The organism is Cryobacterium sp. TMT1-2-2, from assembly GCF_004403505.1.
In the GTDB taxonomy this organism is placed as follows: Bacteria; Actinomycetota; Actinomycetes; order Actinomycetales; family Microbacteriaceae; genus Cryobacterium; species Cryobacterium flavum.
The window spans coordinates 264,678-286,400 of record NZ_SOGS01000016.1; the positions used below are offsets into that span (position 1 = coordinate 264,678).

21 protein-coding genes and 1 riboswitch are annotated in these 21,723 nt (G+C 66.6%); of the genes, 8 read left to right on the forward strand and 13 right to left on the reverse strand.

Annotated features, from left to right (window positions below):
* Positions 1–19: 19 nt before the first annotated feature.
* Positions 20–616 (forward strand): TetR/AcrR family transcriptional regulator, encoded by a 597-nt coding sequence (locus tag E3T35_RS11135; RefSeq protein ID WP_134379125.1) that lies wholly within the window; start codon positions 20–22, stop codon positions 614–616.
* A gap of 127 nt (positions 617–743) precedes the next feature.
* Here E3T35_RS11135 and E3T35_RS11140 read toward each other — a convergent pair whose 3' ends face one another.
* Positions 744–962, reverse strand: a complete 219-nt coding sequence (locus tag E3T35_RS11140) for a hypothetical protein (protein WP_134345265.1) — start codon at positions 960–962, stop codon at positions 744–746.
* Between the two features lie 245 nt (positions 963–1,207).
* Between E3T35_RS11140 and E3T35_RS11145 the strand changes: the two genes are divergently transcribed.
* Both E3T35_RS11145 and E3T35_RS11150 read left to right on the forward strand, forming a co-directional pair.
* A complete protein-coding gene (locus tag E3T35_RS11145; RefSeq protein ID WP_134379269.1) occupies positions 1,208–2,173 on the forward strand; it encodes a helix-turn-helix domain-containing protein in 966 nt (321 codons plus the stop codon).
* A 205-nt stretch (positions 2,174–2,378) separates the two neighbouring features.
* Positions 2,379–3,884, forward strand: coding sequence for an APC family permease (locus tag E3T35_RS11150; RefSeq protein ID WP_134379127.1), 1,506 nt, complete (start codon positions 2,379–2,381; stop codon positions 3,882–3,884).
* Positions 3,885–4,046: 162 nt separating this feature from the next.
* On the opposite strand, the gene E3T35_RS11155 is transcribed toward E3T35_RS11150, so the two are convergent.
* On the reverse strand, positions 4,047–4,970 hold the full coding sequence (locus E3T35_RS11155; protein ID WP_134379129.1) for a DMT family transporter: 924 nt from the start codon (positions 4,968–4,970) through the stop codon (positions 4,047–4,049).
* Positions 4,971–5,042: 72 nt separating this feature from the next.
* Here E3T35_RS11155 and E3T35_RS11160 point away from each other — a divergent pair, with 72 nt between their 5' ends.
* Positions 5,043–5,939 (forward strand): LysR family transcriptional regulator, encoded by an 897-nt coding sequence (locus E3T35_RS11160; RefSeq protein WP_134379131.1) that lies wholly within the window; start codon positions 5,043–5,045, stop codon positions 5,937–5,939.
* Here the strand turns inward: E3T35_RS11160 and E3T35_RS11165 are convergent.
* Entirely contained in the window at positions 5,936–6,877 is a 942-nt protein-coding gene (locus tag E3T35_RS11165; RefSeq protein ID WP_134345269.1) for an aldose 1-epimerase family protein, read from the reverse strand. The genes E3T35_RS11160 and E3T35_RS11165 overlap by 4 nt on opposite strands.
* A 126-nt stretch (positions 6,878–7,003) precedes the next feature.
* Between E3T35_RS11165 and E3T35_RS11170 the strand changes: the two genes are divergently transcribed.
* A complete protein-coding gene (locus tag E3T35_RS11170) occupies positions 7,004–7,546 on the forward strand; it encodes a gamma carbonic anhydrase family protein (protein ID WP_134345270.1) in 543 nt (180 codons plus the stop codon).
* Between the two features lie 158 nt (positions 7,547–7,704).
* On the opposite strand, the gene E3T35_RS11175 is transcribed toward E3T35_RS11170, so the two are convergent.
* Both E3T35_RS11175 and glyA read right to left on the reverse strand, forming a co-directional pair.
* Positions 7,705–8,589 carry a bifunctional methylenetetrahydrofolate dehydrogenase/methenyltetrahydrofolate cyclohydrolase gene (locus tag E3T35_RS11175; protein ID WP_134345271.1) on the reverse strand — a complete coding sequence of 295 codons (885 nt, stop codon included), beginning with the start codon at positions 8,587–8,589 and terminating at the stop codon, positions 7,705–7,707.
* Positions 8,590–8,794: 205 nt separating this feature from the next.
* On the reverse strand, positions 8,795–10,087 hold the full coding sequence (gene glyA, locus E3T35_RS11180; RefSeq protein ID WP_304997025.1) for a serine hydroxymethyltransferase: 1,293 nt from the start codon (positions 10,085–10,087) through the stop codon (positions 8,795–8,797).
* A gap of 21 nt (positions 10,088–10,108) precedes the next feature.
* Positions 10,109–10,197, reverse strand: a riboswitch (ZMP/ZTP riboswitch).
* A gap of 197 nt (positions 10,198–10,394) precedes the next feature.
* Here glyA and E3T35_RS11185 point away from each other — a divergent pair.
* Positions 10,395–11,582 carry an LLM class flavin-dependent oxidoreductase gene (locus tag E3T35_RS11185; protein WP_134345272.1) on the forward strand — a complete coding sequence of 396 codons (1,188 nt, stop codon included), beginning with the start codon at positions 10,395–10,397 and terminating at the stop codon, positions 11,580–11,582.
* Between the two features lies 1 nt (position 11,583).
* The gene (locus tag E3T35_RS11190; RefSeq protein WP_092339264.1) at positions 11,584–12,228 is read left to right on the forward strand and encodes an FMN reductase; all 645 of its coding nucleotides are present in this window, start codon (positions 11,584–11,586) and stop codon (positions 12,226–12,228) included.
* Between the two features lie 81 nt (positions 12,229–12,309).
* Here the strand turns inward: E3T35_RS11190 and E3T35_RS11195 are convergent, their stop codons facing one another.
* Together E3T35_RS11195 and E3T35_RS11200 are read right to left on the reverse strand one after the other, a co-directional pair.
* Entirely contained in the window at positions 12,310–13,134 is an 825-nt protein-coding gene (locus E3T35_RS11195; RefSeq protein ID WP_134345273.1) for a PKD domain-containing protein, read from the reverse strand.
* 35 nt (positions 13,135–13,169) lie between these two features.
* The gene (locus tag E3T35_RS11200; RefSeq protein WP_134345274.1) at positions 13,170–13,772 is read right to left on the reverse strand and encodes a hypothetical protein; all 603 of its coding nucleotides are present in this window, start codon (positions 13,770–13,772) and stop codon (positions 13,170–13,172) included.
* A 326-nt stretch (positions 13,773–14,098) separates the two neighbouring features.
* On the opposite strand from E3T35_RS11200, the gene E3T35_RS11205 reads away from it, so the two are divergent.
* Positions 14,099–14,932: a DUF222 domain-containing protein gene (locus E3T35_RS11205; protein WP_134379133.1), complete on the forward strand. Its 834-nt coding sequence runs from the start codon at positions 14,099–14,101 to the stop codon at positions 14,930–14,932.
* Positions 14,933–15,273: 341 nt separating this feature from the next.
* Here the strand turns inward: E3T35_RS11205 and mnhG are convergent, their stop codons facing one another.
* Genes mnhG through E3T35_RS11235 form a run of 6 tightly spaced genes read right to left on the reverse strand, consistent with a single transcriptional unit; the run spans position 15,274 to position 21,610 of the window.
* The gene (gene mnhG / locus E3T35_RS11210; RefSeq protein ID WP_092339272.1) at positions 15,274–15,618 is read right to left on the reverse strand and encodes a monovalent cation/H(+) antiporter subunit G; all 345 of its coding nucleotides are present in this window, start codon (positions 15,616–15,618) and stop codon (positions 15,274–15,276) included.
* A complete protein-coding gene (locus E3T35_RS11215) occupies positions 15,615–15,884 on the reverse strand; it encodes a monovalent cation/H+ antiporter complex subunit F (RefSeq protein WP_338061543.1) in 270 nt (89 codons plus the stop codon). Before E3T35_RS11215 ends, mnhG begins: the two co-directional genes overlap by 4 nt.
* Positions 15,881–16,474, reverse strand: coding sequence for a Na+/H+ antiporter subunit E (locus E3T35_RS11220; RefSeq protein ID WP_134379135.1), 594 nt, complete (start codon positions 16,472–16,474; stop codon positions 15,881–15,883). The genes E3T35_RS11215 and E3T35_RS11220 overlap by 4 nt, the downstream gene beginning before the upstream one ends.
* Positions 16,471–18,078: a Na+/H+ antiporter subunit D gene (locus E3T35_RS11225; RefSeq protein ID WP_134379137.1), complete on the reverse strand. Its 1,608-nt coding sequence runs from the start codon at positions 18,076–18,078 to the stop codon at positions 16,471–16,473. Before E3T35_RS11225 ends, E3T35_RS11220 begins: the two co-directional genes overlap by 4 nt.
* Positions 18,075–18,620: a sodium:proton antiporter gene (locus tag E3T35_RS11230; RefSeq protein WP_092339278.1), complete on the reverse strand. Its 546-nt coding sequence runs from the start codon at positions 18,618–18,620 to the stop codon at positions 18,075–18,077. Before E3T35_RS11230 ends, E3T35_RS11225 begins: the two co-directional genes overlap by 4 nt.
* Positions 18,617–21,610, reverse strand: a complete 2,994-nt coding sequence (locus tag E3T35_RS11235; protein WP_134379139.1) for a Na+/H+ antiporter subunit A — start codon at positions 21,608–21,610, stop codon at positions 18,617–18,619. Before E3T35_RS11235 ends, E3T35_RS11230 begins: the two co-directional genes overlap by 4 nt.
* Between the last annotated feature and the right edge of the window lie 113 nt (positions 21,611–21,723).

Here is a 21,723-nt window from a genome sequence, read left to right on the forward strand (position 1 = left end):
CACCACCAGAAGAGGGCCAATGCCGAAAGTCGTCGATCACGACCAGCGTCGCGTCGAGCTGGTCAATGCCACCTGGCGCATCATCGCCCGGCACGGCATCGAGGGCGCGACCCTGCGCGAGATCGCCACCGAGGCCGGATTCGCCAACGGCGCACTCAAACCCTACTTCGGCACCAAGGACGACCTGCTCACCTTCGCCTTCGGGCACGTGTTCAGCCAGACCAACCTGCGCATCGAGCGCGGGGCCGCTGGCCTGACCGGGCTGGCCGCCGTGCGCGCCTTCTGTCACGAAATTCTTCCGCTCGATGAGACGCGTGTGAGCGAGGCGCGCATCGTGATTCCGTTCTGGCAGAAGGCGCTGACCAATGCGGCCAAGGCGCAGCTGCACGATGAGTCGATGCTGCAGTGGCGCCTCGCGCTGCTCGAGCACCTGGCCGAGGCACGCGCAGCCGGCGAGATGCACACGGCTCTTACCGACACGGATGTCGTGGGTCACCTCCTGAACGTGCTGCTCGGCGCGCAGATCACCGCTGCGCTCTCCCCCGACGAGCACGCCCCGGAACAGCTCGTGGCCCAGCTCGACGGCTACCTGCACCTGCTTTCGACCGGGGACTAGCGCCCTGGGTTGCTCGGATTGCCACAAGCTGCCCGCGCAAGCGGATGGGCGCGCCCGACGCTCATGAGAGCGCCCGAAACGGTCAGCCGCGCGCGCAGCCGTTGGCAGCGCCAACGACGGGCCAGGCTCACTGTGTGGGCGCGTCATCCTTCGATTGGGACCGAGAGACCCGCACCGGAAGCAGAGTCCACAGGAAAGCGGAACCGCAGGCAGCCGACAACGCCAGGAGTGCGCCCTGGTCGAAGACCACGCCGAACACGGCGAACAGGGCGCCGGCGGCCAGAGATACCCACCCGACTCGATTACGGATCAGCTGAGCAGCGGCCAAGCGAGCATCGTCATCCATTTTTTCGCTCCACTCGCGACCGGTCAATCACTCTCCGGATACTAGCCAGTTCCGTCGATCTGCGTGCAGATCTATTTTCGCCGAGTGTCGAAAAAAGAATGACAATGGAGCCCTGCAGGACTACATTAGCTCCAGACGATCATGAAACGCCCCCCGAGGGCCGATCTGGTCAGGACCCGGCGAAGGAGCTGCTCGTGACGATGACGGTTGTGAACTCGGTAACGGGCGCCGCAGGCACGAGCACCATGCCACCCGAGGACACCGTTCCGCTGACCGCCCCGACCGACCGAGTGGAGTGCGCCATCACCGACTCCTTCTCGCAGTGGCGCACCCTCGTGTCGCAGTCATTCGTTCCGCTCGAGGTGCGCAGTGCCTCCCGTAGCTTTCACGGCACCTTGCGCTCGCGCGTGCTCGACGAGCTCTCCATCGTCGAGGTCACCGCCATCGGGCACCAGGTGATTCGCACACCGTCGCTGATCGCGGCATCCACTCGACAGTATTTCAAGCTGAACCTGCAACTGACCGGCACCGGCTTGCTCGTGCAGGACAACCGCGAGGCCACCCTGCGCCCCGGCGACCTGGCCGTGTACGACACCAACCGGCCATACACGCTCGAGTTCGAGAAGGACTTTCGCACCCTCGTGCTCATGTTTCCGCACGACGTACTCGACCTGCCGGCCGATTCGGTGGGCCAGCTCACCGCCGTGCGGCTGCCCGGCGACGCCGGACTCGGCCGCCTGATCAGCCCTTTCATGGTGCAGCTCGCGGAAAACCTCGACGTGCTTTCCGGCGCGAGTGGGCACCGCCTCGCCTACAACGCCGTCGACCTGATCGCGACCATGTTCGAGAGCGAACTGAACCTGCGCCGCGACCCGGTGGCGGGGGCGCACGGCGACCTGCTGGGGCGCATCCGCTCGTATGTGGATGCCCACCTGGGCGACCCGGAGCTGTGCCCGGCGAGCATCGCGAACGTCCACTTCATCTCGACCCGGCACCTGCACAACGTTTTTCACGAGGCCGACAGCACCGTGGCGAGCTGGATCCGCACCCGCCGGCTGGAGCACTGCCGCCGCGACCTGCGCGACCCCATTCTTGGTGACCGCTCGGTGGGCACCATCGCCGCTCGCTGGGGCTTCGTCGACGCCGCGCACTTCAGTCGCATCTTTCGCACGGCTTTCGGCGAAACGCCGAGCACCTACCGTCGCGTCTGAGCCCGCTTTCGCGGTCGCGCGGCACGCTTCGTCGGCGTGCGCCTCGACGGCAGGCAACCGTCACAGCATGCGCAATTCGACAACTGCGGTGCCGCAAATGGCAAACGGTTTGGCCCAGAGATTGCCACGCTGATAGCCACAGGTGAAGCGGATGCAGCGTGCATCCGTTTTGCGCACCCGACCTCTTACTCAACGAGGAGTAGCCATGACCCAGACCAAACCCGACCAGGCGACAGCACCGGAAACGGCCCTGCACAAGGGCCGACTCGGCGTTCTCTGCATCGTCTTCTTCGTGGTCGCGGCCGCGGCCCCTCTCGTGGGCATGACCGGCGCGGTACCCGTGGCGATCGTGCTCGGTAACGGCGCAGCGGCCCCCGGCGCCTACGTGGCTGTCGGACTCACCCTGCTGGTGTTCAGCGTCGGCTACGCCGCGATGAGCCAGCGCGTCACCAATGCCGGTGCGTTCTTCGCCTACATTGGCCGCGGCCTCGGCCGCCACCTCGGTACCGCATCGGCGTTCGTGTCGATTCTCGCCTACCTCGCCGTGCAGCTGGCCATCTACGGATTCTTCGGCGCCCTCATGGCCGGCCAGGTGGGCGTGCTCCCTTGGTGGGCCTGGTCGCTCATTTCCTGGGGCATCGTGACCCTGCTCTCCCTGCTCAGCGTCGACGTCGGCGCCAAGGTGCTCGGCGTGCTCATGCTGCTCGAACTGACCGCGCTCGTGGTCACCGCGGTCGCCATCCTGCTCGACGGCGGGCCGGAAGGAATCAACTTCTGGGCCTCGTTCAACCCCGCCGCCATCGTTGCCGGCGGCCTGGCCGGCTCGGCCGGCATCGCCTTCGCGTTCGCCTTCGCCTCCTTCATTGGCTTCGAGGCCACCGCCATCTACGGCGAAGAATCCAAGGACCCGAAGACCGTCGTTCCCCGCGCCACCTACCTCGCCGTCGTCGTCATCACCGTTCTGTTCGGCCTGACCGCCTTCGCTATGGTGACCGGCATGGGCGCATCGACCGTGGTTGAGAAGACCGTCGAACTCTCGACCGTCGCGGGCGTTCCTTTGGCAGACCCGGCCGCAGTGCTGTTCGCACTCGCGACCCAATACGTGGGCCCGTGGATGGCGACGCTCATGGGCATCCTCGTGCTGTCGAGCCTGTTCGCCGGGCTGCTCGCCTTTCAAAACGCCGCGAGCCGCTACCTGTTCGCGCTCGGCCGCGGCGGCGCGCTGCCGGGGCCGCTCAGCACGGTCAACGGTCGCGGCGCGCCGAGCACGGCGTCGCTCGTCACGTCCGTCATCACCGGCGTCGTGCTCGTGGTGTTCGCGGTGTTCCAGCTCGACCCGGTACTCAACCTGTTCTACTGGTTCAGCGGGCTCTCGGTGATCGCCATCGTACTTATCGAGATTCTGGTCAGCATCGCGATCATCGCGTATTTTCGCCGCAACAAGGGCACCGAGAATATCTTCCAGACGGTGATCGCCCCGGTTCTCGCCACGTTCGGCCTGCTGCTCGGCGAATACCTGCTGATGAGCCACTTCGGACTGCTCGCCGGCACCGTGGCCGACGGCGTTGACCCGACCACCACCTCCTGGGGCCTCAGCACCATCGGCTGGGTGCTCGTGGCTCTGCCGTTCGCGTTGCTGATCGGCGGCTATATCTTCTCCCGGCTGCGCAACCACGAGAACGATGATCTGGTGCGGGACGTGCTGTCCTAGCTGCGACATCCACTTGGTGAGTGCCTGCGGCCTTCGAGCCGCAGGCACTCGTCGTTGATGGAACGGATTCCTGGCCGCGCGCCGAGCCGTGCGCGAGGTGTCCCGCGAATCGGACGGGTCGGCATACAGACGTGGCATTCTTCCGCCACCCCCAGCGGATGCCTACCCGACGCGCAGGCGGTGACCCGCCTCGATGCGCTGGCCCCAGAACGTACCCACGATGATGAGCGCGGCCCCGGCGGCGCCGATCAGGCCGAGGGTTTCGCTGCCGAGCGACACTCCCACGAGCACCGCCCAAATTGGCTCGGTTCCCATGAGCAGGCTGGCCCGGGCCGCCGACGTGCGGCGAATCGCCCACATCTGCGCGAGAAACGCGAACACGCTGCAGGCCAGGCCGAGGTAGAGCACGCCGATCCAGGCGGCCAGGTTGAAGGTGGTGACGGCGGTGACGAGGCCGGGAAGATCGAACGCGGTGAAGACCGCCGCCCCGACCAGCGCCTGCAGCAGGGTCAGAGTGATGGTGCTGTCGCTGCGGCCCCGAACGAGGTGGCCCATCATGGTGACGTGCAGGGAGCGCACGACCGCCGCCGCGAGAATGAGCAGGTCGCCCACGTTCGGCTGCGCGAATCCGTTGCCGGAGACGAGCAGCGCTACCCCCACGACCGCGAGCACCGCCGCCACGAAGAAGGGGCGCGGCAGCCAGCGGCGGGCCGCCACCGACTCGAGTACCGGGGTCATGATGATCGTGAGGCTGATGATGAGCCCGGCGTTCGTGGCGGAGGTGAATGCCACGCCCTGGGTCTCGAGCCAGAGGATGCTCGCCTGGGTGGCTCCGAGCAGCAAACCCACCCCGAGCGCCCGCCGGGTCGGAAGGCGTTCGCGCCGCACGACCCAGACGATCACGAGGGCCAGCGCCGCGACCAGAAAGCGCAGCGCGAGCACGGCTGACACGCTCGCCTGCTCGGTCAGCATCTTTGCGCTCAGGTAACTGCCACCCCAGACCAAGGCCACGAGCAGCAGCACGAGGTCGACGCGGTAGCGTCCCAGGTGCGGCAGCAGAGTACGGCGGGTCAGAACGAAAGTCATAAGGTAATGGTGCGCGGCGGCATTCGTTAAGTCTAGACACCATTTTATAAACGGATGCTTTAGCCTGAGCTTATGGAATTGCGCCAGCTTGCCGTACTGCGGGAGCTCGGCGAGCGCGGAAGCGTCGCCGCTGTGGCCCGCGCCCTGCACGTGTCGTCGTCGGCGGTCTCGCAGCAGCTCAGCGCCCTCGAGCAACGTGCCGGCGTCATGCTCACCGAGAAACACGGACGGGTGCTCCGGCTGACCCCTGCCGGCGTCGCCCTGGCGAGCGCCGCCGCCGACGTCTCGACCGCGATGGCCCGGGCCGACGAGGCCGTGGCCCGGTTTCAAAACGACCCCGGCCTGCCGGTGACCGTGAGCGCGTTCCACAGTGCGGGGCTGGCCTGGTTCGGCCCGCTGCTGAACCGAATGCACTTGAGTGGCGGCCCGACCGTGGGCTGCGGCGACGAGGATGTGCCGCGGGAGCGTTTTGCGGCGCTCGTCGCCGACTATGACCTGGTGATTGCGCACCGGGTGCCGCACGATCCGGCCTGGCCGAATACCGTCGCGGTCACGCCGTTACTGTTCGAGCCGCTGGATGTGGCCGTGCCGGTCGGGCATCCGCTGGCCGTAAAGGTATCGCTCACCCTCGACGATATTCGAGACGAGCCGTGGGTCACCGGTCACGTTGGGTTTCCGCTCGCCGAGGCGGTGAACGTGGTCGCGGCGGCGGCCGGTCAGCCGCTGCGCATCGTGCATCGGATCAACGAGTTCTTCGTGGCGACGTCGGTTGTCGCGACCGGGGCGGCCATTGCACTGCTGCCGCGCTACACAATGGCGCCGCGACAGGGCGACGGAGTCGTGCTCGTGCCGTTTCGGGGCCTCACTGTGGGGCGGCAGATCGACGTGTTGAGTCGCCCGGAAACGCTCGCCCGCGCCTCGGTGCGCAGGGTACTGGCCGAACTCGTCGACGTGGCCGGGCAGCGTTAACGCAGCTCAAACCCGTCATGACGGATGCCCCAGCGCACGATCCACTGCTCCCCCGGCTCTACCCAGTGCAGGCCGGCCCCGGAGTTGAACGCATCGGCGGGAGCGGTCATCGGCTCGATCGCGATCGCGAGGCCGCGCACCGGCTCGCCCGCACCCTGCGTGACCGGAAAGATGCGCGGCGTGAAGACCTGTACGTAGCGCATATTGGCATCGCCCCAGAGGGTGAGGCTTCGGCCATCCGACGCGGTGAGGGTATGTTCGGCACCGACTCCGACGCCGCCGAAGCCGTCGTCGAGGTCGAGGTCGCCGACCCGGGCGCCCGCGCGCAGGTCGAACCGGGTGCCGTCTACCGGGGTTTCACCGACAGGGTTGAGGCGGTCGTCGACGTCGAGGTGGGTCGCGGCATCCACGCGCACGATGAGGTCGCCCGTGGGCACGTCTCCGATCTTCAAAAACGGATGCGCCCCCACGGCGACCGGCGCGGGCTCCGCTCCCACGTTGCGCACCCGATGCGTGACCTCGAGCCCGCTGGAAGTGAGCGCGTAGGTCACCTCGGTCTCAAGGTGAAATGGGTAGCCGGACTGTGGAAAGACCGTCGCCGCCAGGGTTACCGTGTCTGTAGTGCGCGATACCTCCCGGTACGGCGCGAAGCGCAGCAGCCCGTGGCTGGCGTTCTGCTTGGCCGGCTCAGTGAGAGCGAGCTGGCGGGTGATTCCGTTCTGAGTCCATTTGCCGTCACGAATGCGATTGGGCCAGGGCACGAGCACAATTCCGGCCGCCATCGGCGGTTGCACTGACTCGTCGAAGGTCTCCACCACGTCTATGCCATTTACGGAATATGCGCGCAGTCCCGCCGCGACCTCGGTCACGACGGCGCGAGCGGGGCCGCTCGGGGTTTCGCGGGTCAACTCATACTGGATTCCGGTGGGTGCACGCATCCGTTCAGTGTATTGCGGGCGGGGCCGGGCATGCCCGACGCGATATAGCTCCGACCCGAGCCGCTGCGGGGTCGCAGGTGCAAACCGAGCCGAGTGGCGCCATCCCTCGGCAGTAGGCTGACGCGTATGACTGCTGACAACGCCGCCCGAATCATCGTCCTGCCGAACACACCGGCTCCAACCATCGCCGAGACCGCGTTCGTCGCTCCCGGCGCCGTGATCGTCGGCAACGTCACCCTCGCCGACCGGGCCAGCGTCTGGTACAACTCCGTGCTGCGCGCGGAACTTGCGCCGATCACGATCGGCGCCGGCTCCAACCTGCAGGACAACGTCTCCTGCCACGTCGACACCGACTTTCCGCTCACCCTCGGCACCGGCGTCTCGGTCGGGCACGGCGCGGTGCTGCACGGCTGCACCATCGAGGACAACGTGCTCGTCGGCATGGCCGCGACCGTTCTGAACGGCGCCATCATCGGCACCGGATCGCTCGTGGCCGCCGGAGCCGTCGTGCTCGGCGGCACCGTTGTTCCCCCCGGTTCGCTCGTGGCCGGCGTTCCCGCCAAGGTGCGGCGCACGCTGACCGACGAGGAGATCGCGAGCATCCGGCACAACGCCACGAGCTACCTGGCACACACCGAGCTGCACCGCGCAGCCCTCGCCCAGCAGTAGCGCAGGAGCGGAGCCAGCCTGAATGTCGCCCCTATACCGGAGGCGTCGTTCACAACTGCGGAAATTCCAGTTTCGAGCGGGCGAGATGCCCTGATTTCGCACAAATATTTGCGAAATTTCCGCAGTTACGCACAGTTACTCCGGTACCACAGCTGGCGTTACGCCAGCAGGGACTGCTCGGCGGCCTTCACTACGTTGGAGAGCAGCATGGCGCGGGTCATCGGGCCGACGCCGCGCGGGTTCGGCGACAGGTGCCCGGCCACCGAGGCCACATCCGGGTGTACATCGCCGGTCAGGCGGCCCGTGCCGGTGACCGGGTCCGTCACGCGGGTGACTCCCACGTCGAGCACGGCGGCACCCGGCTTGATCCAGTCGGCCTGAATCAGGTGCGGCACGCCAACGGCGGCCACGACGATATCGGCCCGACGCACTTCGCCGGCGAGGTCGACCGTGCGCGAGTGGGTCAGCGTGACGGTCGCGTCGAGGCCCTTGCGGGTGAACAGCAGGCCGAGCGGGCGCCCCACGGTGAGGCCGCGGCCGACCACGACGACCTTCTGGCCCACGATCGGCACGTCGTAACGACGTAGCAGCTCTACGATGCCGGCCGGGGTGCACGGCAGCGGTGAGCGCAGTTCGCCCTCGATGCCGAGCACGAGCCGCCCGAGGTTCGTCGGGTGCAGGCCGTCGGCATCCTTCGACGGATCGATTAGCTCGAGCATCGCGTTTTCGTTATGACCAACGGGCAACGGCAGCTGGATGATGTAGCCCGTGACTTCGCGACTGTTATTGAGGTCGTTGATCGCCGCGCGCACGTCGGCGCTCGTCGCCGAGCCGGGCAGATCGATGCGCAGCGACTCGATGCCGACCTCGGCGCAGTCGCGGTGCTTGCCCGCCACATAGGTCTCAGAACCCGGGTCATTACCCACGAGCAGGGTTGCCAGGCCGGGCACGACGCCGTGCGAGCGCAGCGCCGCGATGCGGTCCCGCAGCTCGGCCTTGATGTCGGAGGCGGTCTTGACCCCGTCGAGTGTGATTGCCGTCATCGTGGATCCCTACTGTTGTGGTTCAGTTCGGTGCCGTACTTCGGTTCGCTTGGACGGGGCCTGGGCCCCGTCCAGTGTTGATTACCGGGTGCTTGCCGGGCTCATCGCAGGCGGGCGACAGCGGATGCCCAGCCGAGCGGCCGGCGACATCCATCTGCGAGAGCGGATGCCACGGGCCAGTCAGCGGCATCCGCTTCGACGAAAGTTACTGCTGCAGACCGGAGTAGAGCGGAAACGCCTGCGTCAGAGCGCCAACGCGGGTGCGGAGCGCTGCAATGTCGGCGCCGGGCTTGAGGGCCTCGGCGATGACGTCGGCGACTTCGGTGAACTCGGCGTCGCCGAATCCGCGGGTGGCCAGGGCGGGCGTGCCGATGCGGAGGCCAGAGGTGACCATCGGCGGGCGCGGGTCGAACGGAACCGAGTTGCGGTTCACGGTGATGCCCACCTCGTGCAGGGCATCCTCGGCCTGCTGGCCGTTGATCTCGGAGTGGCGCAGGTCGGCGAGCACGAGGTGCACGTCAGTGCCGCCGGTGAGCACATCGATGCCGTGGGCACGCGAGTCGTCGGCGGTGAGACGGTCGGCGAGGATGCTGGCCCCGCGCAGGGTGCGCTCCTGGCGTTCCTTGAACTCGGGCTCGGCGGCGAGCTTGAACGCGGTGGCCTTGGCGGCGATCACGTGCATGAGCGGGCCGCCCTGCTGGCCGGGGAACACGTTCGAGTTGAGTTTCTTGGCCAGGGCCATGTCGCGGGAGAGGATGAACCCAGAGCGCGGGCCGGCGAGGGTCTTGTGCACGGTGCTCGACACGACGTCGGCGTAGGGCACGGGCGAGGGGTGCAGGCCGGCGGCGACGAGTCCGGCGAAGTGGGCCATGTCAACCCAGAGCAGCGCGCCGACCTCATCGGCGATGGCGCGGAAGGCCTCGAAGTCGAGGTGGCGCGGGTACGCCGACCAGCCGGCAATGATGACCTTCGGCCTGCTCTCGAGCGCCTTGTCGCGCACGACGTTCATGTCGACGCGGAAGGTCTCGGGATCGACGCCGTAGGCGACCGGGTTGTACAGCTTGCCCGAGAAGTTGAGCTTCATGCCGTGGGTGAGGTGGCCTCCGTGGGCCAGCTCGAGGCCGAGAATGGTGTCTCCGGGGGTGGCGATGGCGGAGAGCACTGCCGCGTTGGCGGTGGCGCCAGAGTGCGGCTGCACGTTCGCGTAGGCGGCGCCGAAGAGGCTCTTGGCGCGGTCGATGGCGAGCTGCTCGGCGACGTCGACGTACTCGCAGCCGCCGTAGTAGCGGCGCCCCGGGTATCCCTCGGCGTACTTGTTGGTGAGCACGGAGCCCTGCGACTGCAGCACGGCGCGCGGAACGAAGTTCTCGCTCGCGATCATTTCGAGGTAGTCGCGCTGGCGACCGAGCTCCTGCTCGAGCACGGCGGCGATCTCGGGGTCAACGACCGAGAGCGGTTCGTTGAAGGTTGACTTCAAGACAGTGGCGGAATCAGGCACGGAGTTCTCCTTATATATGGATGTTGCGGCCCAGGCGTGCGGCCACTAACCGTGTCAGTCGCTCCCCGATGGTGACCCATCTTCGTGCTACGCCAGTTGCGACCCGCTTAGTATATCAGCGGATGCCCGCGCCCGCCGCCCAAACATCCGCTCGCGCCTCGTGGCACGCGTCCAGGAAGCTGGCACTGGTTGCAACGCCTGCCAGCTTCGCGGGCACGTGCCGTGAATCTCGAAGACCGGGAATAGCCGCGCAGGTTCTACCGTTACGATAGATATACATGCAGACGCATAGAAAGTTGGAGATGGCATGCAGTTCGGAATCTTCACGGTCGGGGACATCACCACCGACCCCACCACGGGCGACACCCCCACCGAGAACGCCCGGATCAAAGCCATGGTCGCCATCGCGCAGAAGGCCGAGGAGGTCGGTCTCGACGTCTTCGCCACCGGCGAGCACCACAACCCGCCGTTCGTGCCGTCGTCGCCGACCACCATGCTCGGCTACATCGCCGCGAAAACCAAGCGCATCATCCTCTCCACCGCGACCACGCTGATCACCACGAGCGACCCGGTGAAAATCGCCGAGGACTTCGCCATGCTGCAGCACCTCGCCGACGGCCGGGTGGACCTCACCCTGGGCCGCGGCAACACCGGCCCGGTCTACCCGTGGTTCGGCAAAGACATCCGCGAGGGCATCCCGCTCGCGCTGGAGAACTACGCCCTGCTCCGCCGGCTCTGGCGTGAAGACTTCGTCGACTGGGAAGGCCAGTTCCGCACCCCGCTGCAGGGTTTCCAGTCCACCCCGCGCCCGCTCGACGGCGTGCCGCCGTTCGTCTGGCACGGCAGTATCCGCAGCCCCGAAATCGCCGAACAGGCCGCGTACTACGGCGACGGATTCTTCTCCAACCACATCTTCTGGCCCGCCTCGCACACCGCGAAGATGGTGCAGTACTACCGCCAACGCTTCGAACACTACGGCCACGGCACCGCCGCACAGGCCATCGTCGGGCTCGGCGGCCAGGTGTTCATGAGCAAGAACTCGCAGGATGCCAAGCGCCACTTCCGCCCGTACTTCGACAACGCCCCGGTCTACGGCAACGGCCCGAGCATGGAGGACTTCACCTCGCAGACCCCGCTCACCGTGGGCAGCCCGCAGGAAGTCATCGACCGTACCCTGGGATTCCGCGACTACGTCGGCGACTACCAGCGACAGCTCTGGCTGATGGACCACGCCGGCCTGCCGCTGAAGACCGTACTCGAGCAGCTCGACCTGCTCGGTGAAGAGGTCGTGCCCGTGCTGCGCCGCGAGTTTGCGAAGAACCGCCCGGTCGACGTACCGGATGGCCCCACTCACGAATCCCTGCGCCTCGCCGCCCACACTCCGGTTGCCGCTACGACCGCGCTGCGTGACGACCTCGACACCGCCGCCGCCATCGCACCCGCCCGAACCGGCGCCGCCTTCGGCCTCACCCGCACCACGCAGACCGGAGCCTGAGATGACCACGACCGAGCGAACCCTCGCGGTCGTTTCGGCCGGCCTGAGCCAGCCGTCATCAACTCGGCTGCTCGCCGACAAGCTCACCGCTGCCACCGTGGCGCGGCTGACCGACGAGGGTGTCACGACCCAAGTGGTGACCTACGAGCTGCGCGACTACGCGCAGGACGTGATGAACAACATGCTCACCGGTTTCGCCAGCCCGCGGCTGCAAACGATGATCGAGGCCGTCACCGCGGCCGACGGCCTGATCGCCGTCACACCGATCTTCACGACCAGTTACAGCGGCCTGTTCAAGACGTTCTTCGACGTGATCGACAACCGCTCTCTCACCGACCAGCCGGTTCTGATCGGCGCGACAGCAGGAACGGCCCGGCATTCCCTGGCCCTCGACTACGCGCTGCGCCCTATGTTCACCTACCTGCACGCCGTTGTCGTGCCAACCTCGGTGTTCGCCGCCTCGGAGGACTGGGGCAGCGGCGACGGCGGAGTGGACAGCCGGCTGGCCACCCTGCCCGCCCGCATCGAGAGGGCGGCCGGTGAGCTGGCGACCCTGGTGGCCGCGTCGGACCGGTCGAGCCGCGTGCCCGACCCGTTCGAGCTGCCGGCCGGCTTCAACCCTGCCGGTTTCAGCCCGTCTCGATAGTCACGGCACTCGTTCCAGGTCATGGCACCCCTACGTAGAGTGCCCTGATCTCTAACCGGTGCCGCGACGCGGGCAGGTACGTCAGCAGCCGGGTCCGCGAGGGTTGGCATTGCAGTCTTCGGCCACGAGCACAGTGGATTCCGTCGCCGCGACGACGGCGAACGGCGCGGAGGGTACGGTGACGATGCCGTCGACGGGTCGCCAGCCCTGGTCGCCGAAGCTGTAGTCGGCGCGGTAGTCGACAGTGAGGGTGACCGAGTAGCTGCCTCTCGCGGCGTACTTGTGGCTAGTGGGGGTGCTGGAGAATTCGGTGAGGCCGAGGTCGGCCCAGCTCGCCCCACCGTCGGCGGATACCGCTGTCGTGCCGTCGCCGTAGTCCCAGCGGTAGCCGATCGGCGTGAACATCACCTGGGCCGGTTCGCCCAGCAGTAGTCCTTCGCCGATCTGAGCGGATGCCCCGGCCCAGAAGTTCGCGGCCAGCCCAACGATCGCCCAGCCATTGGGCTCCATGCCGGTGGGGGCGGGGTAGGCGGGAAAGTTCTGCAGGTCGGAGACCCGCACGATGGTGTCGGGAGAGCATCCTGCGCACGGGACTGCGGGTGCGTTGTGCTGGGCCAAAGGCAAAAATGTGCCGTTGCCGCAGGGAATCGTTTCGATTCCGGGCTTCATCGGGTCGCCGTTTGCGCACACTGTCGGCAGCGCGGGCGTGACCGACCCTCCACCGGAACCGTGCTGCTTGCCGGCAGACTTGCCGCCAACATGTGCAGAGGTGTAGCCAGCCACAAGATCCACTCCATTTCCGTGGGCCATGCCGTCGGAGTCTGGCGGCGGATCGACGGCATTGCCAAGTTCGACGGTCTCGGTCAGCCCGACCACTTCGTGAGCACTTGCCGATGCGGCACTCACCTGAGAGAACTGGGCGGCGAATAGGGCCGCAACGACTAGCAGAAATCTGACCCGGACCATATTTCCGATTTCTCTAGGAGAAGCTGATTCAATGCGTCGTTCTGAACCAGGGCCACAACGAGTGGGTAGCGCAAGGGCCTGTCTGGCGGTGCGACCGACATGCCGCCTGCGTCCACGACTTCGCCTTTGGAAACGTCTAAGCACATGTACAGATTGATTGACCCGGCATTCAGGTCTGCCGACTGCACAGACATCGAGTCGAAATCGATATCGCCGACAAGGTGTACGCCGCGGTCTGCCAGTCGTTCAAAGGTTGCGATTTCGCCCGGCAACATATCTTTTGTGACAAAGTCCGATATTCGAGATGGATCAGCTCCACCTTCGCGCGAGATCGTGTTTGCGATGCCCTGATACGACGCATAAAACGCGGTCGCGGCAGCCAGGGCTTCGTCGTTCGAAGCGAAGACCGCAGATGTTTCGGTCGGTGCGGGTGTTGCCTCGGCGACGGGCGAGGCTGTGTCGCTGGGTGCTGGGGCGGGTGTGGCGGAGCATCCGCTCAACGCGCCGGTCGCGAGGGCTATCAGGAGGGCGCTGAGCACGGCGTTGTGCAGCGTTTGGTGACGCGAGGGGTTTCGCATGGGGTCAGAGTAGACGGGTTACTACAATCCTGCCGAGTGTTTCCACAGGCTGGTGCGGAGGTTCAAATCAGGCTACGGGCAAAGCGAAACCCGAACGTCGGGTCGCCGGGCATCGCGTTTCGACCGTGCAAACCCCATGAGACGGGGCAACACGAACGTGCGCTGGGCCACAACGATCGTTCCGGTCAGCGTCGAAGAACTAGAGATCGCCGAAGACTCATCGACTTGTCGAAACATTTCTTTGGGTTTTCTTTGCCGGTTTTGCCGGTGTTGTGCTTTTATGAGTGACATTTTCTCGTGTCGGTGGTTGGGTGTTGAGTTGAAGCATGAACAACCTGGCGATGGAGCTCACTCGGGCGGCGAATGCTGTCGCCGCTCTCGGTGGGTCCAGCGCTGAATTCGCCGGACTGTCCGATGCGGAGGTGCTCGCCGCGCGCGTGCCGATTGCGGCGTTGTTGCGGCTGACGAACACGGCGGCCGCCCTGCTGGCGGGTACGATCGCGGAGCGGTCCCGGCCGCAGCTGGGGCAGTCCGGTCTGGCAGCACGGCACGGGTTCGGCAACCCGACGTTGATGGTGCAGCACGCCACCGGTCTCAGCCGCATCGAAGCGGGACGGCTGGTCGCCGTCGGCGTGCTGATGAGCGAGACGGAGACGGCCGAGCGGGACGCCGCGGCAGCCCGCGAAGCGACGCCGGCTGAAACCACGGGCGCCACCCAGACCACGAAGAACACGCGCGCGGCTAAGGCCACCAGCACCACCGGGTCGTTTGGGTACTTTGAGGGAAGCCCGGCCCCCGTATCGAAAGAGACGATCGACCGACATCTGTGCGACGCCGGCTACCTCGGCATCCTGTTCAGCCAGGACGGCCAGCCCCTCAACGTCGGACGCGACGAACGCCTGTTCAACCGGGACCAACGCCGAGCCCTCGCCGCCCGCGACGGCGGATGCCGCTGGCCCGGCTGCGATCGACCACCGTCCTGGTCGGAAGCGCATCACCTCGAAAACTGGGCTGACCTCGGACTTTCTAACATCGACCAAGCCATCCTGCTCTGCGCCCACCACCACCTGCTGCTCCACAACAAGCACTGGAAGATCCTTCTCTTGGGAGGCTTGCACTGGCTGCACCCCCGGTCGAGATCGACCCCGAGCAGACGCTGATCGCGCTGCCCAGCAAGAACCCCCTCCTGCAGGTGCCCCTCTTGCAGGAGCCCATGCTGCTCTAGCCGCCGCGGTAGAACGTTGCCCGTGCGCCACCGCAAGCCGGGTCGCGTTGGACGATGCCGGTCTCGGCGAGCTCGACCAGCGACATGTCAGGGCCACACACGCAACGTCACATTGGACGATGGCGATCTCGTCTTGGGCCCACCTTATGACCGCGGGCCCAGTTTATAAACTGGGCCCGCGGACGGGGCCCAGGCCCCGACCGCAAAAAGAGCACCGACGCGCGACCCGACAAACACCCGTGCGGCGCACCGGTCGGCGGGTCACCGGTCGGCACGTCACCGGTCGGCCCGGCGGTCCTTCAGCTCGTCGACAATGAGCAGGTCCGGCCGCAGGTGCTCGGTCTCGTACGCGGCCCGGCCCACCAGGTGCGCGGCCATCGGCGCGGTCAGGGCCTGGAAGACCACAATCGCGACCACGAGAGTCACGGTTCCGACCGAGAAATTGTTGATCGCGACATCCGCTGTCACCGCCATGAGCCCGAAAATCTGCGGCTTGGTCGCGGCGTGCAGTCGCGACAGTACGTCGGGAAAACGAATGAGCCCGATTCCGGCGGCCAGGCACATGGTCGCGCCGGCTAGCACGAGAATTGCGGTCAGCACATCGTGCAGAACGGCGCTCATGCGTTGTCCCGACCGGGCAGAAAGCGGGCGACGCTGAGCGAACCGAGCACCGCGAACAGCGCCAGCACGAGCAGCACCGGCAGGGTGTCGGTGTGCCGATTCAGGGCCATCTCGGCGCCGAGGGCGCAGATGATGGTCGCCACAAGCACGTCGGAGGCGATGACCCGGTCGAGCACGCTCGGTCCAATGACGATGCGGTACACCGACAGGAGCGCCCCGACCGCGAACATGACCGACGCGACCACGGCCACAATCTGCAACATCATGACAATTCCTTTCCTGATCGACGAGCACTGAGCCGGTTTGCGGGCAGCACCCCGCGCATCCGCTCGACGTCTTCGTGCGAGCCGAACCCGCGCACGATGCGCCGTTCGGTGTCGAGTACGCGCCGCCGAAACTGCTCGATATCGCCGGCGCTCTGCATATTCAGCACGTGCAGGTACAGGATGGACGATTCCCGGTCGATTTCGACCACGATCGAGCCGGGCACGATCGAGGTGGCCACCGCCGTCCAGGTGAGAATTAGGTCGCTGCGCGTGCGCAGCCGTATCTCCAGGATCGCGTTCGACGTGACCAGCCGGGGCTTGACCGCGAGCCAGGACACGTCGACCGACGCCCGCACGATGTCCACGATGAGCCGCACGAAGAACACCACGGTGTGCAGCGGATGCACGCGCCCGCTCAGCTGCACCGGCACCAAATAAAACGCCACGGTCACGACGATTCCCACGACGAGCCCGACCAGCAGGTTGAGCCAGGAGAACTCGCCCCAGAGCAGCATCCACAGCACGATCAGGGCGATCAGCGGCGGAATTTGATTGCCGACGGCTTCGAGGCGCTCGCGCGGAGTGGTCACTTGGCGCCGCCCTCGAAGTTGGTGCCCACATTACTGTCGGCGATCGACCCGGTTCCGTTCGGGAACACGGCATCGATGTAGGTCGACGGCGAGCTGATGTTGGCGGCGGCCCGGGTGGCGAGGTCGAAGATCGGACCGGCGAACACGGTCAGGCCGAGGGCCAGCACGAGCATGGACGTGGTCGCACCGACCATGAGCGGGGAGACCGTCTTCTTCAGCACGATGCCCTCGTCCTGCGGGTCTTCCACGAGCGACGCCGACATCGACGAGGTGTAGTCCTTCACCTGTTTCTTCGGCCGCCAGAACGCCATGTTCCAGGCCCGGGCCAGGGCGTAGAGGGTGAGCAGCGAGGTCAGTGCGCCCACGCCGATCAGCACGTAGATGATCGGGTCGCCCACGATCGTGCCGGCCTGAAACAGGGCGATCTTGCCGAGAAAGCCGGAGAACGGCGGGATCCCACCGAGGTTGAGCGCGCCCAGAAAGAACAAAATTGCCACGAGCGGTGACGATTTCAGCAGTCCGCCGAGCCGCGACAGCGAGGTGGTGCCGCCGACCCGGTCGATCAGGCCCGCCGCGAGAAACAGGGTGGTCTGCACGGTGATGTGGTGCACGACGTAGAAGATGGTCGCGGCAATGGCGAGTGGGGTGCCGATGGCGATGCCGAAGAGCATGTAGCCGATGTGGCTGACCAGGGTGAATGAGAGCAGCCGTTTGATGTCGGCCTGGGCGAGCGCTCCCAGAATGCCGACCAGCAGGGTCAGCCCCGCCACGATCATGAGTGGCATCGAGAACTGATTGTCTGGAAAGAACAGGGTCTGGGTGCGCAGGATCGCGTAGACACCGACCTTGGTGAGCAGCCCGGCGAACACCGCGGTGACCGGCGCCGGGGCGGTCGGGTAGGAGTCCGGCAGCCAGAACGACATCGGGAACACGGCGGCTTTCACCCCGAAGGCGATGAGCAGCAGCAGCCCGAGGATCAGCTGAATGTCGGCGGGGAGGTCGGGCATCCGCTCGGCTATGAGGGCGAGGGTGACCGTGCCGGTGGCCCCGTAGATGAGAGCGATCGCGCTGAGGAAGAGCAGCGACGAGACCAGGCTGACGACGATGTAGGTGATGCCCACGCGAATGCGCGCGCCGGTACCGCCGAGGGTGAGAAGCACGTAGCTCGCCGACAGCAGCATCTCGAAACCGACATACATGGTGAACAGGTCACCGGCAACGAAGGCGTTGAACAAGCCGGCGGCCAACACGAGATACGTGGGGTGAAAGATCGAGACCGGAGTCTCGGTGTCACCGTCGACGATGCCCTGGCCCACCGCGAACAGCAGCACGCCGAGCAGCATGAGCGCCGAGATGAGCAGCATGATCGCCGAGAGTCGGTCGACGACGAGCACGATGCCCCACGGCGCTTCCCAGCCCCCGACCTGCACCACGACGGTTCCAAACCGGTCGACCAGCGCAAGCAGCACTGCGCTCATCACCGTGGCGGTGGCGAGGCTCAGCACGCTCACCAGCACCTGCAGGCGACGACGCTGGCCGAGCATCAGCGCGACGGCGGCGCCGAGCAGCGGCAGGCAGACGATGAGGGGTACGAGGGCGGTCATCGCGCATCTCCCTCGGGCTTTTTCGACGCAGCGCGAGCGGATGCGCCGGCGCTGCCGGCCGCATCCGCTTTGCTGGAGACGGTGTCTTCGTCGCTCGTGGCGCCGTCGCCGCGCTCGAAGTCATCGATCGACTCGGCGACCGCGTCGTCATCATCGGAGGAGGAGCGGAAGGTGGCGTCGGCTTCGTCGGCACTCTCGGTGGCGTGCTCGTCGGTGAGGGTGTCGCCCTCGTCGCCGAGCTGGGCCAGCCACCACGAGCGATAGATCAGGGCGAGCAACAGCGCGGTGATGCCGAAGTTGATCACGATCGCGGTGAGCATGAGCACCTGCGGAATCGGGTCGACCATGTCGGCGACGCTCGAGCCGGTGACGATCGGCGAGCTTCCGGGCCGGCCGCTCATGATGAAGATGAGCAGGTTGGTGGCGTTGCCGACGAGTAGGAAGCCGATCAGTACCCGGGTGAGGCTGCGTTCGAGCATCACATAGACGCCGGCCGCGTACATGACGGCCATCACAATGACGAGGGTGAGGGAGGCGCTCATTGGGATGCTCCTCCGTTCGAGGAATCGTTCACGGGGCTGATGCTCACGCCGGCAGCCGTGTCGGTGGGAGGTTCGGCGTCGGTCGCCGGGGCCGGTCGCGGCCCGATCTCGTCATTTTCGCTCTGCCGGTCGATTTCGCTGCCGAGGCTGCGCAGAATGTCATAGGTCAGCCCGATGACAACGAGATACACGCCGATATCGAAGATGGTAGAGGTACCAAACGACAGGTCACCGAGCACGGGCACGGACGCCGTGAAGTAGGCCGATTCAAGCGGGATCCCGTCGAAGAACAGCGAGACGACGGCCATGCCCACGGCGAGAATCACGCCCAGACCCAGGATTTTTCCTGGATCGATCGGCGCCGCTTCGCTGAGCTCGTAGCGTCCGCCGGCCAGATACCGGGCCACCAAGGCCAGGCCGGCCAGCAGCCCGCCAGCGAACCCTCCGCCGGGCAGGTTGTGACCGGCGAACAGCAGGTAGATCGACACGATCATCGCGGGATGGAAGAGCAACCGCACGAGCACTTCAATGAGAATCGACCGGCTGCTTGGGGCGTTTTTACGCCCGGCGAGGAGAAAAGCCTGCCGGGTGACGGCGTGGCCCTCACTCGATAGCTCGGGGTCGGCGACGACGCGACGACGGTTCGCCACCGAGCGCAGGCTGCGGGATTCCTTCAACCTGGGCACGACCGAGTTGCGGCCCGACACGAACAGCAGGCTCGCAACGCCCGTGGCCACGACGATGAGCACCGAGACCTCACCCATGGTGTCCCAGGCGCGAATGTCCACGAGCATCACGTTGACGATGTTGTCGCCGTGCCCGTCGTCCACCGACAATCGGGGCAGCGCGCCGGCGATACTCGCGAAGTCCCGCGCCCCGAGCGCGATGAACCCAATGGTGCCCATGACCAGGCCGACCAGGCTGCCGATCAGCAGGCGACGCTTGCGGCGCACCGGTTTGTTGTGCTGGGCGATGTTCGCGGGCAGTCGGCGCAGCACGAGCACGAAGATCACCAGGGTGATCGACTCGACTAGGGCCTGAGTGAGAGCGAGGTCTGGTGCCCCGTGAAAAGCGAACAGGGCGACCAGGCCGTAACCGGTGACGCCTGCAAGAATCACGGCGGTCATCCGCTGTCCGACCCTGGCCGCCATCACCGCGCAGATTCCCATAATCAGGGCAATCAGTACCTGACCTGGGTAGTCCCACAGCACGATCGCGTCCGGCCAGGTGCGGTTGACGAAGGCCGCAAAACCGAGGGCCAGCACGAAGACGGTAAGGATAGTGCCGAGGTACTGCGGGAGTCCGCCCTGCTGCGCGAAGTGGGTGACGCGGGCCGCGATGCGGTCGACGGCGCGGATGGCCTTGCCGTAACCGCGGCCGGCGTCGATGTAGTCGGGAACTCTCGCCTGCAGTTTCGACACGCCGCGGCGGGCTCGAAACAGCAGCGCGCCGAGCAGCAGCACGGCCGCACTCAGGTAGAGGGCCGGCTCGAGCCCGTGCCACAGCGCGAGATGGTACGGCGGTTCGGTGACGCTGCCGGCGCCCGGAACGGTGTCGGCATAGGGCGCGAGCAGCGGGTCGAGCACGGAGGCGAACAGACCAAAACCAATGGTCGCGACGGTGAGCACCCCGGGCGCGAGCAGGGTGTCCCAGGGGCTCGCGTGCAGCACGGTCTGGGGCTGTTCCTTGCGCCTGCCGAAGGCCCCCCAGAAGAAACGGATGCTGTATGCCACCGTCAACACGGACCCGACGGCCGTGCCGATGAGCGCCGCGTAGCCCCAGCCGGACCCGCCGACGCCGGCGTCGAGCAGGGAGGTGAACACAGCCTCCTTGGCGACGAAGCCGAACAACGGCGGCAGGCCGGCCATCGACGCGACAGCGATGAGCGCGATGACGGCGAGGCCGGGAGCTGTGCGACCGACGCCGCTGAGCTTGCGCCAGTCGCGGGTGCCGGCCCGGTGGTCGATCACGCCGACGACGAGGAACAACGTGGCCTTGTAGAGGGCGTGAGCGAGCAGCAGAGCGGCGCCGGCGAGGGCGGTGTCGCGGGTGTTGAAGCCGATCGCGATCATGAGAAAGCCAAGCTGGCTGACCGTGCCGTAGGCGAGCAGAAGTTTGAGGTCGTACTGGCGCAGGGCCCGCCAGGCGCCGACGACCATGGTCCAGACGCCGAGGGTGACGAGCACCGGCAGCCAGCCGTCGCTGTCGGCGTAGCCAGGGGCGAGCCGGGCGACGATGTAGATGCCGGCCTTGACCATGGCGGCGGCATGCAGGTACGCGCTCACCGGGGTCGGCGCGGCCATCGCGGCCGGCAGCCAGAAGTGGAACGGCACCAGTGCACTCTTGGAAAGCGCACCGACCAGGATCAGCAGCACGGCCCAGGTGCCCATGGTGCCGGTCACCGGGTTGGCCACGATGTAGGCGAGGCTCGTAGTGCCGGAGGCGACCGAGATCATCACAACACCCACCAGCATGACCAGCCCGCCGAAGGTCGTCACGATCAGCGCCTGCAGGGCGGCGCCGCGGCTCTCGCGTTTATGCGTGTAATGCCCGATCAGCAGGTAGGAGAGCACGCTCGTGATCTCCCAAAACATGAACATGATCACCAGGTCGTCCGCGGTGACGAGGCCGTACATGGTGCCGGCAAAGGCGAGCAGCAGCGCGGCGAACCGGCCGAGGCTGGGCTCGTCGTCGGTGAAATACCGCGCGCAATAGATAAGGACGAGGGCGCCGATGCCCGTCACGACGAGGGCGAGCAGCCAGGCCAGCGTGTCGACCCGAAAAGACAGGCTGATACCGAGCTGCGGAATCCACGGGATCGACTGGGTCACGGCCCCGCCGGCGGTGACCGTAGCGGTCTGGGTGAGCGTGGACGCGAAGGCCCCGGCCGGCAGCAGGGCGATCAGGTAGAAGACGCGGGTGCCGAGACGCCGGGTGAGCCAGGGCGTGATCACCGAAAGAACGACAAACGCGAGGAGGAAAAGAACCATGCGGCCTCCAGGCTTGTCAGGTCGGGGTGTGAAGGTCTAGTCTACCCGCCTACAGGCGGTGCCCCCCGGCGGGGGTTCTGGCAACGCGCTCAGCGCAGGGCTCGGGGCCGCAG